Genomic DNA, 15389 nt, shown 5'->3' on the forward strand with positions numbered 1-15389 from the left:
AAAGCCTCTCTTCTGTCCGCGTAAAATGTCCTTTATCCTGCCCGTAAACGACAAAGCATTCTCCTTTTGACTCTTACTGCACTATTCTACAGCGAGTGAGTCGTGAAACTTTCTCACCTTGAGCATGCAGGCTCGACATTCACACGATTCCTGGTTATTGTCAGCTATCTGGATGTCTAAACGTTTAAACGTATGTTGTGAGGTTATCAGGTTATGCCAATTCGCGTGCTGGACGAGCTACCCGCCGTCAATTTCTTGCGTGAGGAAAACGTCTTTGTCATGACGACATCCCGCGCATCCGGTCAGGAAATTCGTCCTCTGAAGGTGCTTATCCTCAACCTGATGCCGAAGAAGATCGAAACGGAAAACCAGTTTCTCCGGTTATTGTCGAACTCACCGCTGCAGGTGGACGTTCAGCTATTACGCATTGATGCCCGCGAGTCGCGCAATACGCCGACGGAGCATCTGAATAACTTTTACTGTAATTTCGAGGATATTTGCGATCAGAACTTTGATGGACTGATCGTCACCGGGGCACCGTTAGGCCTGGTTGAGTTTAACGATGTGGCCTACTGGCCGCAGATCAAACAGGTACTGGAGTGGGCGAAAGACCACGTCACATCAACATTGTTTGTCTGTTGGGCGGTGCAGGCCGCACTGAATATCCTCTATGGCATCCCCAAGCAAACCCGCAACGACAAGCTTTCAGGTGTATACGAACACCACATCCTTCATCCCCATGCCCTGCTGACACGTGGTTTTGATGATGCCTTCCTTGCACCGCACTCACGCTATGCTGATTTCCCTGCTGCGTTGATCAGGGATTACACCGATCTTGAGATTTTTGCCGAGACGGAAGAGGGCGATGCCTACCTGTTTGCCAGTAAAGATAAACGTATTGCGTTCGTGACGGGTCATCCGGAATATGACGCCGATACGCTGGCCGGTGAATATTTTCGTGACGCCGAAGCGGGGTTGACCCCGGACGTTCCGTACAACTATTTCCCGCAAGATGACCCACAAAACAAACCTCGGGCAAGCTGGCGTAGCCATGGCAATTTGCTGTTTATTAACTGGCTCAACTATTACGTCTACCAGATCACGCCATACGATCTGCGCCACATGAATCCAACGCTGGATTAATCTTCTGTAGCAAACGATCCTTAAGCGTTTCAGCATGTTGAATCAGGCACCTTCGGGTGCTTTTTTTATTTCCGAAACGCACCTCACTGTGTGATTAATTTTTATTATGATTGTTATCAATAAGTTAATTGATAATTAAATTAAAAATGGAAATTGTTTTTGATTTTGAAATTTAAATGGGTAGTCTTAGTTGTGCTGAACGAAAACCGCACAACGATCCTTCGTTCGCATTGGGGATGTGTTTGGATCAATGACGAGGAACTACGCAATGAATCAACAGGCAACAACAACCGATGAGCTGGTTTTTACCAGGCCGCATGGCGAGCAAGAACAGCAGATTTTGACCGCAGAGGCGGTGGAATTCCTGACCGAATTGGTGACTCGATTTACGCCAAAACGCAATAAACTTCTCGCCGCGCGTATTCAGCAGCAGCAGGATATTGATGACGGTAAGTTGCCTGATTTTATTTCGGAAACAGCTTCCATTCGTGAAGGTGGCTGGAAGATTCGCGGTATTCCTGATGATTTACAGGATCGTCGCGTGGAAATCACCGGACCCGTTGAACGCAAGATGGTGATTAACGCGCTCAACGCCAACGTTAGAGTCTTTATGGCTGACTTTGAGGATTCACTGGCTCCCGAGTGGAGTAAAGTGATCGACGGGCAAATCAACCTGCGCGATGCGGTGAACGGTACCATCAGTTACACCAACGAAGCTGGCAAGATATACCAACTGAAGCCCGATCCGGCGTTATTGGTTTGTCGTGTACGTGGCCTGCATCTGCCGGAAAAACACGTCACCTGGCGTGAGGAAGCGCTTCCCGGCAGTCTGTTCGACTTTGCCCTCTATTTCTTCCACAACTACAAAGCCTTGCTGGCTAAAGGCAGTGGTCCTTACTTCTATTTGCCGAAAACGCAGGCCTGGCAAGAAGCGGCCTGGTGGAGTGAAGTCTTCAGCTATACAGAAGACAGATTTAATCTGCCACGCGGCACGATAAAAGCCACGTTGCTGATCGAAACACTGCCAGCCGTTTTCCAGATGGATGAGATCCTGCACGCGCTGCGTGACCATATTGTCGGCCTCAACTGCGGTCGTTGGGATTACATTTTCAGCTACATCAAAACCCTCAAGAATCACCCGGATCGTGTTCTGCCCGATCGTCAGGTGGTAACGATGGATAAGCCGTTCCTCAGCGCCTACTCGCGTCTGCTGATTAAAACTTGTCATAAACGCGGTGCTTTTGCGATGGGCGGTATGGCGGCGTTTATCCCCAGCAAAGACGCTGAGCGCAACAATCAGGTGCTGGCAAAAGTTAAAGCGGATAAAGCGCTGGAAGCCAATAACGGTCATGACGGGACCTGGGTTGCTCACCCTGGACTGGCAGATACCGCAATGGCGATTTTCAACGACGTGCTGGGCAACAACAAAAATCAGCTGTTTGTCACCCGAGAAGAGGATGCGCCGATTACCGCAGAACAACTGCTGGCTCCGTGCGAAGGGGAACGTACTGAAGAAGGCATGCGCGCCAATATTCGCGTTGCCGTGCAGTACATCGAAGCGTGGATCTCTGGCAACGGTTGCGTACCGATTTATGGCCTGATGGAAGATGCGGCAACTGCCGAAATCTCCCGTACCTCCATCTGGCAGTGGATACACCATCAGAAAACCCTCAGCAACGGTAAGCCGGTGACCAAACCGCTGTTCCGTCAGATGCTGGCCGAAGAAATGCGGGTGATTCAGGACGAGCTGGGTGAACACCGCTACAGCAGTGGGCGCTTTGATGACGCCGCACGCCTGATGGAGCAAATCACCACCTCTGACGAACTGATCGACTTCCTTACCTTGCCAGGCTACCGCTTACTGGCTTAACAGCCCAGGCTATTTTGTTCGCCATTTTAGCCCCGGGCAGTGCTCAAAATCCTCACGTACTATAAGTACGCTCCGGTTTTTGCGCGCTGGCCGTGACCAAACTGCCTTCACCAATAACGCCTGGGAAGCCAGGAGAATAATATGGAGCATCTGCACATGAAAACCCGTACCCAACAAATCGAAGACTTACAGAAAGAATGGACACAACCACGCTGGGAAGGCATTACCCGCCCGTACAGCGCGGAGGAAGTGGTGAAGTTACGTGGCTCGGTCAACCCGGAATGTACGCTGGCGCAGCTTGGCGCAGCGAAAATGTGGCGTTTGCTGCACGGCGGATCGAAGAAAGGTTATATCAACAGCCTCGGTGCACTGACTGGTGGTCAGGCGCTGCAACAGGCGAAAGCCGGTATTGAAGCGGTCTACCTTTCCGGGTGGCAGGTGGCGGCAGACGCCAACCTGGCCTCCAGCATGTACCCGGATCAATCGCTATACCCGGCTAACTCTGTGCCCGCCGTGGTGGATCGGATCAACAACACCTTCCGTCGGGCGGATCAGATCCAATGGTCAACCGGCATTGAGCCAACCGATCCGCGCTATGTGGATTACTTCCTGCCGATCGTTGCCGATGCCGAAGCCGGTTTTGGCGGTGTCCTGAACGCGTTTGAATTGATGAAATCGATGATTGAAGCCGGTGCAGCGGCGGTTCACTTCGAAGATCAGCTCGCCTCGGTGAAAAAATGCGGTCACATGGGCGGCAAGGTGCTGGTACCGACTCAGGAAGCTATCCAGAAACTGGTGGCGGCCCGTCTGGCGGCAGACGTGATGGGCGTCCCGACGCTGGTTATTGCCCGTACCGATGCTGACGCAGCGGATTTGATTACCTCTGACTGCGACCCTTACGACAGCGAGTTCATTACCGGCGAGCGTACCAGCGAAGGGTTCTACCGTACCCATGCGGGTATTGAGCAGGCGATCAGTCGCGGACTGGCCTACGCCCCGTATGCTGACCTGGTGTGGTGCGAAACCTCCACACCGGATCTCGAACTGGCGCGCCGCTTTGCCGATGCCATCCATGCTAAATATCCGGGCAAACTGCTGGCCTACAACTGTTCGCCGTCGTTTAACTGGCAGAAGAACCTGGATGACAAAACCATTGCCAGCTTCCAGCAACAGCTGTCCGATATGGGCTATAAATATCAGTTCATTACCCTGGCGGGCATCCACAGTATGTGGTTCAACATGTTTGACCTCGCGCGTTCCTATGCACAGGGCGAAGGTATGCGCCACTACGTTGAGAAAGTTCAGCAGCCAGAATTTGCGGCGGCGAAAGATGGCTACACCTTCGTATCCCACCAGCAGGAAGTGGGTACCGGTTATTTCGACAAAGTGACGACCATCATTCAGGGTGGCGCGTCATCCGTTACTGCGCTGACCGGGTCTACTGAAGAATCACAGTTCTGATCGACCTGATGCCCGGTGGCGTAATGCTTACCGGGCCTACAGTTCTGTGTAGGCCGGATACGCGAATGCGCCATCCGGCATTATTCGATTCTGAACGAGGGCAAAAGATGTCGCGTGGCCTGGAATTGCTGATTGCCCAAACCATCCTGCAAGGTTTTGATGCGCAGTATGGCCGGTTTCTGGAAGTGACGTCCGGCGCGCAGCAGCGTTTTGAACACGCTGACTGGCATGCTGTGCAGCAGGCGATGAAAAGCCGTATCCATCTCTACGATCATCACGTTGGTCTGGTAGTGGAACAGTTGCGCTGCATTACCGACGGCAAAAGTACCGATGCGGCATTTTTACTGCGTGTAAAAGAGCATTACACCCAGTTGCTGCCGGACTATCCGCGCTTTGAGATTGCCGAGAGTTTTTTTAACTCCGTGTACTGCCGGTTATTTGATCACCGCTCGCTGACGCCCGAGCGGTTGTTTATTTTCAGCTCTCAGTCAGAACGTCGATTTCGTACTATCCCGCGCCCGCTGGCGAAAGACTTTTTCCCTGATTCAGGCTGGGAAGGGCTGCTCACGCGCGTGCTCAGCGATCTCCCCCTTCGTCTGCCATGGCAGAATAAACAGCGTGATATTCACTACATCATCGAGCACCTGACGGAAATTGTTGGCGAAGCGGTGCTGGCGCGCTGCCATTTGCAGGTGGCGAACGAATTGTTTTATCGCAATAAGGCCGCCTGGCTGGTGGGAAAACTGATCACACCAGAGGTCACGCTGCCGTTTTTACTGCCTATTCACCGCACTGACGAAGGCGAATTGTTTGTCGATACTTGTCTGACGACTACGGCGGAAGCCAGCATTGTGTTTGGTTTTGCCCGCTCTTACTTTATGGTCTACGCGCCGTTGCCTGCGGCACTGGTCGAGTGGCTGCGTGAGATCCTGCCCGGTAAAACCACCGCCGAGCTGTATATGGCGATTGGCTGTCAGAAGCATGCGAAAACCGAAAGCTACCGTGAATATCTGCTGTATCTGGCCGACTGCGATGAACAGTTTATCGAAGCGCCGGGAATACGCGGCATGGTGATGCTGGTGTTTACTCTGCCTGGATTCGATCGGGTCTTCAAAATTATTAAAGACAAATTTGCGCCGCAAAAAGAGATGTCTGCGGCCCACGTCCGCGCCTGTTACCAACTGGTCAAAGAGCACGATCGCGTTGGACGCATGGCCGATACCCAGGAATTCGAAAATTTTGTGCTGGATAAACGACAAATTTCCCCGGCGCTGATGGCGTTGTTGCAGCAGGAAGTACCCGAAAAAATGACCGATCTCGGCGAGCAGGTCGTGATCCGTCATCTGTATATCGAACGGCGGATGGTGCCGCTAAATATCTGGCTGGAGCAGGTCGAAGGCCAGCAGCTGCGGGATGCGATAGAAGAATATGGTAACGCTATTCGCCAACTGGCTGCCGCCAATATTTTCCCGGGTGACATGCTGTTTAAAAACTTCGGCGTGACCCGACACGGGCGGGTGGTGTTCTACGACTATGATGAAATTTGCTACATGACGGAGGTGAATTTCCGCCATATCCCGCCCGCGCGTTACCCGGAGGATGAGCTGGCCAGCGAACCGTGGTACAGCGTCTCGCCGGGAGATGTATTTCCGGAAGAATTTCGTCACTGGCTGTGCGCCGATCCGCGTATTGGACCGTTATTTGAAGAGATGCATGCCGATTTGTTCTGCGCCGACTACTGGCGAGGTCTGCAAACGCGGATCCGTGAAGGGCACGTGGAAGACGTTTACGCCTATCGGCGCCGCCAGCGGTTTAGCGTGCGTTATGAAACCGACCGTAGGCCGGATAAGGCCTTTGCGCCACCATCCGGCAATGTGCGCCGTGCCTGATGGCGCTGCGCTTATCAGACCTACAAATCATCCCAACCTTGGATAGCAGGCCGGGCCAGGCGTAGCTGCCACCCGGAAGTCCCATCTTAACGAATCCCACCGTATGCCAGTGTGACCTCTTTGGCCGCTTTGATTGCCATCGCACCGAACTCGGTGACGCGGTCGTCGGTAATGCGGGAGATCGGGCCGGAGATCGAAATGGCGGCGAACGGTTCGCGATGTTCGTCGTAAATGCATGACGCCACACAGCGCAGGCCCAGCGCATGTTCTTCATCATCAAACGAATAACCGCGCTTACGGGTCTGGGCGAGATCTTCTTTCAGATGCACCGGCGAGACAAGCGTGGCGTGGGTATACGCGTGCAGGCCTTTGCGGTGCAGCAGGCTGGTAACCTGTTCTTCGCTGAGTTGCGCCAGGAACGCTTTCCCCGCGCCAGAGGCGTGCATCGGCAGTTTGCCACCGATAGGGGCAGACATTCTCATCAGCTGTGTGCACTGTACCTGATCGATGATAATCGCCTGATGGTCGCTGTGATCCAGCACCGCCAGGTTCACTGTTTCACCGGAATCTTCCATCAACTTGCGCAGAATCGGGTGGACGATCGCTAGCAGGTTGCGGCTTTGCAGGAAGCTACTGCCGACGATAAACGCATGGGCGCCCACGGCCCAGTGTCCTAAGTCACCCACCTGACGCACAAAACCCTGCTGCTGCATGGTGGTCAATAAACGGTGCGTGGTAGAATTGGGCAGACCGGCCTGCTGCGCCAGCTCGGTCAGCGCTACGCTGCCGTTGGATTCCGCAATCCATTCCAGCAGCTTCAGACCTCGGGTCAAAGACTGAACCTGCCCGGTTGCAGGCGTAGTTGTGGCGGCGGGTTTTCTACCGCGTTTCGCGGGGACAGTGGCAACCATGGCAGACTCCTTTTCTGTATCGTGGAAATCATTTTCGTTTTATTCAATTATAATGCAAGAGTTCCTGTACTGATCGGATGAGTGAAGCTGAACATGTCTCATGTTGGTCGTTGTTTGCTTTTCCACCTCACTGGTTTATGCCAGTATGCTTTGTTGGCCTTTTTTCGGTCTGGTTGAGCGTTGTCGGGAGTGAGTGTGAGCAGCAAAGTTGAACAATTACGTCAGCAGTTAAAAGAACGTATTCTGGTGCTGGACGGCGGTATGGGCACCATGATCCAGGGTTATCGTTTGAGTGAAGACGATTTCCGCGGCCAACGCTTTGCCGACTGGCCGAGCGATCTGAAAGGCAACAACGACCTGTTGGTGCTGAGCAAGCCGGAGGTTATCACCGCGATTCATCACGCCTACTTTGAAGCGGGCGCGGATATCATTGAAACCAACACCTTCAACTCGACGACTATCGCCATGGCGGATTACCAGATGGAATCCCTGTCGGCGGAAATCAACTTCACCGCGGCAAAACTGGCGCGCGCCTGCGCCGACGAATGGACAGCGCGTACGCCGGATAAACCGCGCTATGTCGCGGGTGTTCTCGGTCCGACTAACCGCACCGCGTCTATCTCACCGGACGTCAACGATCCCGCCTACCGCAATATTACTTTTGATCAGCTGGTGGCCGCGTACCGTGAATCCACTAAAGCGCTGGTGGAAGGCGGTAGCGACCTGATCCTGATCGAAACCGTTTTTGACACGCTTAATGCCAAAGCCGCTATTTTTGCGGTAAAAACCGAATTTGAAGCCCTGGGCGTTGAGCTGCCGATTATGATCTCCGGCACCATCACCGACGCTTCCGGGCGTACGCTCTCCGGGCAGACCACCGAAGCCTTCTATAACGCACTGCGCCATGCTGACGCGCTGACCTTCGGCCTCAACTGTGCGTTAGGCCCGGACGAGCTGCGTCAGTACGTACAGGAACTGTCGCGGATTGCCGACTGCTATGTCACCGCGCACCCGAATGCCGGTTTGCCAAATGCCTTCGGCGAATACGATCTCGACGCTGACACCATGGCGAAGCAAATCCGCGAATGGGCTGAAGCGGGTTTCCTGAACATCGTCGGCGGCTGCTGCGGCACCACGCCGGAACATATTGCCGCCATGAGCCGTGCGGTTGAAGGTTTACCGCCGCGTCAACTGCCGGAACTGCCGGTTGCCTGCCGTCTTTCAGGCCTTGAGCCGCTGAACATTGGTGATGACAGCCTGTTTGTTAACGTCGGTGAACGTACTAACGTCACCGGCTCTGCCAAATTTAAGCGACTGATTAAAGAAGAAAAATACAGCGAAGCGCTGGATGTTGCTCGCCAGCAGGTGGAAAGCGGCGCGCAGATTATCGATATCAACATGGATGAGGGGATGCTTGACGCCGAAGCGGCGATGGTGCGTTTCCTCAACCTGATCGCCGGTGAACCGGATATTGCTCGCGTACCGATCATGATCGACTCCTCGAAATGGGACGTCATTGAAAAAGGGCTGAAGTGCATTCAGGGTAAGGGCATCGTTAACTCCATCTCGATGAAAGAGGGCGTTAAGCCGTTTATCCACCATGCCAAACTGGTCCGTCGCTACGGTGCTGCCGTGGTGGTGATGGCCTTTGATGAACAGGGCCAGGCCGACACCCGCGCGCGTAAAATTGAGATTTGCCGCCGGGCGTACAAAATTCTCACCGAAGACGTGGGTTTCCCGCCGGAAGACATTATCTTTGACCCGAATATCTTTGCCGTCGCGACCGGCATCGAAGAGCACAACAACTACGCGCAAGACTTTATCGGTGCCTGTGAAGACATCAAACGCGAACTACCGCATGCGCTAATCTCCGGTGGTGTCTCCAACGTATCGTTCTCGTTCCGTGGCAATGATCCGGTGCGCGAAGCGATCCACGCAGTGTTCCTGTACTATGCCATTCGCAACGGCATGGATATGGGGATTGTGAACGCTGGTCAGCTGGCGATTTATGACGATCTGCCTGCTGAACTGCGCGATGCGGTTGAAGACGTGATCCTCAACCGCCGCGATGACGGTACCGAACGCCTGCTGGAGCTGGCAGAGAAATATCGCGGCAGCAAAACTGACGAAACGGCCAATACGCAACTGGCAGAATGGCGCAGCTGGGACGTGAAAAAACGCCTGGAATACTCGCTGGTGAAAGGCATTACCGAGTTTATCGAGCAGGATACCGAAGAAGCCCGTCAGCAGGCTGCGCGCCCGATTGAGGTTATCGAAGGGCCGCTGATGGACGGCATGAACGTGGTTGGTGACCTGTTCAGCGACGGTAAAATGTTCCTGCCGCAGGTGGTGAAGTCTGCTCGCGTGATGAAGCAGGCGGTGGCCTACCTTGAACCGTACATTGAAGCCAGCAAAGAGAAAGGCTCCAGCAACGGCAAGATGGTGATCGCCACCGTCAAGGGCGACGTGCACGACATCGGTAAAAACATCGTTGGTGTGGTGCTGCAGTGTAACAACTACGAAATTATCGATCTTGGCGTGATGGTGCCGGCAGAGAAAATCCTGCGCACCGCACGCGAAGTGAATGCTGACCTGATTGGCCTTTCCGGGCTGATCACCCCGTCGCTGGACGAAATGGTCAACGTAGCGAAAGAGATGGAGCGCCAGGGCTTTACTATTCCGCTGCTGATTGGCGGCGCGACCACCTCAAAAGCGCACACGGCGGTGAAAATCGAGCAGAACTACAGCGGCCCGACGGTCTATGTGCAGAACGCCTCGCGCACCGTCGGCGTGGTGGCTGCGTTGTTATCTGATACCCAGCACGATGATTTTGTCGCCCGCACGCGTAAAGAGTACGAAACTGTGCGTATTCAACATGCGCGTAAAAAACCGCGTACCCCGCCGGTGACGCTGGAGGCCGCGCGTGATAACGACCTGGCCTTCGACTGGGAAAACTATACCCCGCCGGTGGCGCACCGCCTGGGCGTGCAGGAAGTTGAAGCCAGCATTGAAACGCTGCGCAACTACATCGACTGGACACCGTTCTTTATGACCTGGTCACTGGCCGGGAAATATCCGCGCATTCTGGAAGATGAGGTGGTGGGTGAAGAGGCTAAACGCCTGTTCAAAGATGCCAACGACATGTTGGATAAATTGAGCGCCGAGAAAACCCTGAACCCGCGTGGTGTCGTTGGCCTGTTCCCGGCTAACCGCGTAGGTGATGACATTGAGATCTACCGGGATGAAACGCGGACGCACGTCCTGACCGTCAGCCACCATCTGCGCCAGCAGACGGAGAAGGTTGGTTTTGCTAACTACTGCCTGTCTGACTTTGTGGCACCGAAAACCTCCGGCAAAGCGGATTACATTGGCGCTTTCGCCGTCACCGGCGGCCTGGAAGAAGACACGCTGGCTGACGCGTTTGACGCACAGCATGATGATTACAATAAAATCATGGTGAAAGCGATTGCCGATCGTCTGGCGGAAGCCTTCGCTGAATATCTGCATGAACGGGTGCGTAAAGTTTACTGGGGATATGCGGCGAACGAGAACCTCAGTAATGACGAACTGATCCGCGAGAACTATCAAGGTATTCGTCCGGCTCCGGGCTATCCGGCGTGCCCTGAGCACACCGAGAAGGCGACCATCTGGGAGCTGCTGGATGTAGAAACGCACACCGGTATGAAACTCACAGAATCCTTCGCCATGTGGCCTGGTGCATCGGTTTCCGGTTGGTACTTCAGTCATCCGGACAGCAAGTACTACGCCGTCGCACAAATTCAACGCGATCAGGTTGAAGATTATGCCTTCCGTAAAGGCATGAGCGTGGCAGAAGTTGAGCGCTGGTTAGCGCCTAACTTAGGCTACGACGCCGACTGATTCACAAAACTGTTATCTTTCTTTACAACAAACAGGGCACTCAATGAGTGCCCTGTCTCTTTATTACGTTTAAACCCTTATACTGAAGGGAACTTGTGCGCGTTGGTGTCATGAGCCTCAGGAGCATATAACGATAAGGAGAACCTGATTCCGTGCTAACTCTGTTACACCTGCTTTCTGCCGTGGCGATGCTGGTTTGGGGTACCCATATCGTGCGTACCGGCGTGATGCGCGTCTTTGGCGCACGCCTGCGTACCGTGCTCAGCCGTAGCGTTGAAAAGAAGCCGCTCGCCTTTTGCGCGGGCATTGGTGTTACTGCTCTGGTGCAAAGCAGTAACGCCACCACCATGCTGGTGACGTCGTTTGTCGCCCAGGATCTGGTGGCGCTGACGCCTGCGCTGGTGATTGTGCTTGGCGCTGACGTCGGGACCGCGCTGATGGCGCGTATCCTGACCTTTGACCTCTCGTGGCTGTCGCCGCTGCTGATTTTCATTGGCGTTGTTTTCTTCCTCGGACGTAAGCAGTCCCGCGTTGGGCAACTGGGGCGCGTAGGCATCGGGCTGGGGCTCATTTTACTGGCGCTGGAGCTGATTGTGCAGGCGGTCACGCCGATCACTCAGGCCAACGGGGTGCAGGTCATTTTTGCCTCGCTCACCGGCGATATCATGCTCGATGCGCTGATTGGCGCCATGTTCGCGATTATCAGTTACTCCAGCCTGGCGGCGGTCCTGCTGACGGCAACGCTGACAGCCGCGGGTATTATTTCGTTCCCGGTAGCGCTGTGTCTGGTGATTGGTGCGAACCTCGGCTCCGGCCTGCTGGCGATGCTCAATAACAGTGCCGCCAACGCTGCCGCCCGCCGCGTGGCGCTCGGCAGCCTGTTGTTTAAGCTGGTGGGCAGCCTGATTATTCTGCCGTTTGTGCATCCGCTGGCGAATCTGATGGATGAACTGCCGCTGCCAAAATCCGAACTGGTTATCTACTTCCACGTCTTCTACAACCTGGTGCGCTGCGTGGCGATGGTGCCGTTCGCCGAGCCGATGGCGCGCTTTTGCAAACGTATTATCCGCGATGAGCCGGAATTGGACGGCCATCTGAAGCCCAAGCATCTGGACGTCAGCGCACTCGATACCCCTACGCTCGCACTGGCGAATGCGGCTCGCGAAGCCCTGCGTATTGGTGACGCCATGGAGCAGATGATGGAGGGGCTGAAGCGGGTGATGCACGGTGAGCCGCGCGAGGAAAAAGAGCTGCGCAGGATGGCCGACGATATCAACGTGTTGTACACCGCGATCAAACTTTACCTGGCGCGGATGCCAAAAGATGAGCTGGCGGAAGAGGAGTCTAAGCGCTGGGCGGAGATTATCGAGATGTCGCTCAACCTGGAGCAGGCCTCCGATATCGTCGAACGCATGGGGAGCGAGATTGCCGATAAGTCGCTGGCCGCGCGTCGGGCCTTTTCTCTGGAAGGTCTGAAAGAGCTGGATGCGCTCTACGATCAGTTGCTCAACAACCTGAAGCTGGCGATGTCAGTGTTCTTCTCTGGCGACGTGACCAGCGCCCGTCGACTGCGTCGCAGCAAACACCGTTTTCGTATTCTTAACCGTCGTTATTCGCACGCACACGTCGATCGCCTGCATCAGCAAAACGTGCAGAGCATCGAAACCAGTTCCCTGCACCTCGCGCTGTTAGGCGACATGCAGCGTCTGAACTCATTGTTTTGCTCCGTTGCCTACAGCGTGCTGGAGCAACCGGACGAAGACGACGAACGGGATGATTACTAACGGGAACAGGTGAAATGTTGCCCGGTGGCGCTTACGCTTACCGGGCCTACGGATAACCGTCAATTTTGTCGTCAATCTTGTAGGCCGGATAAGGCGTAACCGCCATCCGGCATCAGACAACAAATCCACTAAAAGCAGTGGCCTGCTTCAACGGCAACCGCGTCTTCACCCGCTTTAAAGATATATGTGGTGTTCGGGCCGCCAAGAACCGCCTGACCATCGCTCACCTTGATCCAGTTGCCTTCTGGCAGACCAATTACCGTCAGCTCTGGCGCAACCACCAGCAGCTCGCGAATACGCTGTTCACGCGTTTCGCCTTTGTGGCCTTCCGGCAACGCGTTGGTGAAGTGCGGGTTAATCTGCAGTGGGAACAGGCCCAGGGCATCAAAGCCTTTTGGATCGACAATCGGCATGTCGTTAGTGGTACGGATGGTTGGGCAGGCGAGGTTGGAACCTGCACTCCAGCCAATGTACAGCGCGCCGCGTTTGACCACGTCAACAATCGGCGCCAGCAGCCCGCGTTGGCGGCTCTCTTTCAGCAACTGGAAGGTGTTACCACCACCGACAATCACCACGTCTGCATTTTCAATTGCCGCCACCGGATCGGCAACGGTATGAATACCCGTGACGTCGACGCCCATGGGAGCAAAGACGGCGGCCGTTTTCGCCGTGTACTCATCCCAGGTTTGCGTCACGCCAGCAAACGGGATAAACACCGCAGTACGGCGACCGTTCAGTTGCTCAGCAATCAGCGGTAGCGCGTGTTCCATCCAGGCTTTGCCCGGCAGCGTCGAGTTACTCAATAAAAGCAGTTCCATCATTTCTCCATGTAATCAAAAAATTACAAACCGCGGTCATGTTACCACCGTCAGTATAACGCCTCACTGATATGGCTCACGATGTTGGAAGGGGGGAGATAGAAGCAGGGGCTATTTTTTAAGTGTCAATTCAATACCGAGCGCCTTCATCACTGCAAGCGTAGTTTTCAGCGTTGGGTTACCTTTCTCACTAAAAGAGCGATAAAGTTGTTCGCGGGATAATCCCGTTTCTGCCGCGATGTTCGCCATTCCCTTAGCGCGAGCCACCACGCCCAGGGCTTTTGCAATGTACGCTGCATCGCCTGTTTCGAGGGCATCCGCCATAAATACGGCAATTTCTTCATCATCAACCAGCGCAGTTGCGGGATCGTACCGAGTAAGTTTATTCATGGTGGCGGATCTCTTGATAATCCAGTGAACGGGCGAGCATTTTTGCCATAGTGATATCGTTGGCTTGTGAGCTTTTATCGCCCCCACATAACAAAATGATGATGTGGCAGCCTTGCTGTTTAAAGTAAATCCTGTAACCAGGACCGTAGGAAATGCGCATTTCGCTGATGCCTTCTCCAACAGGTTTGACATCACCAGCTAAACCATTAGCCAAACGAAAAAGGCGTGTAGCAATGAGCGTTTTAGCTCTCCTGTCCCGTAGGTTTTGCTCCCAACGCTGGAAAACCATTGTCTGAAGAATTTCCATGAGTACGTTCCATGTATTTTATAAACTACATTCTGAATTGACAAGTTGAGAGTGGATATTAAGTAAGTTTGTGATGCGGGCATACCTGGGTTGGAGGAAACAGGAAAGCGCCTCGCAGACTTCTTCTTCGGGGCGTGACAGGCCTGTGCAACCACCCTACTGTGACATGATGATTTGCTGGTCGGGGAATAGAAAATGCTCGCTTATTACGCTAACCTTAGGTATGTCATGCGCATTACTATGGGGGTTATCATGCGCACTGTATCTAAGGTAAAAAAATCAGTTAATGTATCTCTGGCTCCAGAGATACTGGAAGAGGCACGTAAGCTTAAAATCAATCTGTCAGCTGTTTTAACCGAAGCCCTAATCGAAAAATTTCGTGAGAACAGACGCGAAGAATGGTTGCGGGATAATAAAAAATCGATAGAAGTATTAAATCAATGGGTGGAAGAAAACGGTTCGTTCAGTGATTTTCAAAGGACATTCTGATGGAGCAGTATTGCGCTTATGAGAACACTGGAAGTGGAAAAGGTGTTTATCCGTTTTTAATTAGCTTACAGCATCCGGTGGCCGCTGTTTTGCGGCATGTACTGGTTGCACCCGTTATAGCGCTCAGTCAGTTCCCTGACGAAGTACCTCCAGCTAAAATTTGTCCTGTTGTTAGTATTGGTGGGCAAGCCTATGTGGTGATGACGCACATGATGACAGGCATCCCTTTGAAAAATATGGGTAACTGTGTGGGAGACCTGACCGCAAACAGGGCTGAACTTCGAGATGCAATTGATTTTCTGATTAATGGTTATTAGAGCGCCATGACGGGGCTGATTATGTTGAAAGGCGTGACAGATCGCAAATAGTGTCGGGACTGGCGTTCACGATTATTTTTATCCCCCGCAAGGTAGGGTATATTTCGCTTTTAATACACAAGATCATTCAA

Annotated in this window: 12 protein-coding genes; 8 read left to right on the top strand and 4 right to left on the bottom strand. The window is 53.7% G+C overall.

The window, feature by feature from the left end:
- Nucleotides 1-213: 213 nt before the first annotated feature.
- The 4 genes from metA to aceK all read left to right on the top strand — a co-directional run bounded on the left by metA (nt 214) and on the right by aceK (nt 6363).
- Nucleotides 214-1143: a homoserine O-succinyltransferase gene (gene metA, locus FDX22_RS26545; RefSeq protein WP_096758761.1), complete on the top strand. Its 930-nt coding sequence runs from the start codon at nt 214-216 to the stop codon at nt 1141-1143.
- A gap of 268 nt (nt 1144-1411) precedes the next feature.
- The gene (aceB, locus tag FDX22_RS26550; RefSeq protein ID WP_146718025.1) at nt 1412-3013 is read left to right on the top strand and encodes a malate synthase A; all 1602 of its coding nucleotides are present in this window, start codon (nt 1412-1414) and stop codon (nt 3011-3013) included.
- Between the two features lie 156 nt (nt 3014-3169).
- Nucleotides 3170-4474 (top strand): isocitrate lyase, encoded by a 1305-nt coding sequence (gene aceA, locus FDX22_RS26555; RefSeq protein WP_096759483.1) that lies wholly within the window; start codon nt 3170-3172, stop codon nt 4472-4474.
- 107 nt (nt 4475-4581) lie between these two features.
- Nucleotides 4582-6363, top strand: a complete 1782-nt coding sequence (aceK, locus tag FDX22_RS26560) for a bifunctional isocitrate dehydrogenase kinase/phosphatase (protein WP_146718026.1) — start codon at nt 4582-4584, stop codon at nt 6361-6363.
- A gap of 86 nt (nt 6364-6449) precedes the next feature.
- Here aceK and iclR read toward each other — a convergent pair whose 3' ends face one another.
- Nucleotides 6450-7274: a glyoxylate bypass operon transcriptional repressor IclR gene (iclR, locus tag FDX22_RS26565; RefSeq protein WP_096758758.1), complete on the bottom strand. Its 825-nt coding sequence runs from the start codon at nt 7272-7274 to the stop codon at nt 6450-6452.
- A 195-nt stretch (nt 7275-7469) separates the two neighbouring features.
- Between iclR and metH the strand changes: the two genes are divergently transcribed.
- A complete protein-coding gene (gene metH / locus FDX22_RS26570) occupies nt 7470-11153 on the top strand; it encodes a methionine synthase (protein ID WP_146718027.1) in 3684 nt (1227 codons plus the stop codon).
- A gap of 152 nt (nt 11154-11305) precedes the next feature.
- Nucleotides 11306-12937 (top strand): Na/Pi cotransporter family protein, encoded by a 1632-nt coding sequence (locus FDX22_RS26575; RefSeq protein WP_096758756.1) that lies wholly within the window; start codon nt 11306-11308, stop codon nt 12935-12937.
- A gap of 128 nt (nt 12938-13065) precedes the next feature.
- Here the strand turns inward: FDX22_RS26575 and pepE are convergent, their stop codons facing one another.
- The 3 genes from pepE to FDX22_RS26590 all read right to left on the bottom strand — a co-directional run bounded on the left by pepE (nt 13066) and on the right by FDX22_RS26590 (nt 14452).
- Complete coding sequence (pepE, locus tag FDX22_RS26580) at nt 13066-13755, bottom strand: dipeptidase PepE (RefSeq protein WP_117343623.1); 690 nt, start codon at nt 13753-13755, stop codon at nt 13066-13068.
- 111 nt (nt 13756-13866) lie between these two features.
- Entirely contained in the window at nt 13867-14145 is a 279-nt protein-coding gene (locus tag FDX22_RS26585) for an addiction module antidote protein (RefSeq protein ID WP_115259723.1), read from the bottom strand.
- Nucleotides 14138-14452 carry a type II toxin-antitoxin system RelE/ParE family toxin gene (locus FDX22_RS26590; RefSeq protein WP_135912739.1) on the bottom strand — a complete coding sequence of 105 codons (315 nt, stop codon included), beginning with the start codon at nt 14450-14452 and terminating at the stop codon, nt 14138-14140. Before FDX22_RS26590 ends, FDX22_RS26585 begins: the two co-directional genes overlap by 8 nt.
- A gap of 195 nt (nt 14453-14647) precedes the next feature.
- Between FDX22_RS26590 and FDX22_RS26595 the strand changes: the two genes are divergently transcribed.
- Both FDX22_RS26595 and FDX22_RS26600 read left to right on the top strand, forming a co-directional pair.
- Nucleotides 14648-14941, top strand: a complete 294-nt coding sequence (locus FDX22_RS26595) for a type II toxin-antitoxin system CcdA family antitoxin (protein ID WP_135912738.1) — start codon at nt 14648-14650, stop codon at nt 14939-14941.
- Nucleotides 14941-15258, top strand: coding sequence for a CcdB family protein (locus FDX22_RS26600; RefSeq protein ID WP_135912737.1), 318 nt, complete (start codon nt 14941-14943; stop codon nt 15256-15258). The genes FDX22_RS26595 and FDX22_RS26600 overlap by 1 nt, the downstream gene beginning before the upstream one ends.
- Nucleotides 15259-15389: the final 131 nt, after the last annotated feature.

The organism is Citrobacter sp. TBCS-14 (assembly GCF_005280805.1).
Lineage (GTDB): Bacteria > Pseudomonadota > Gammaproteobacteria > Enterobacterales > Enterobacteriaceae > Citrobacter > Citrobacter gillenii.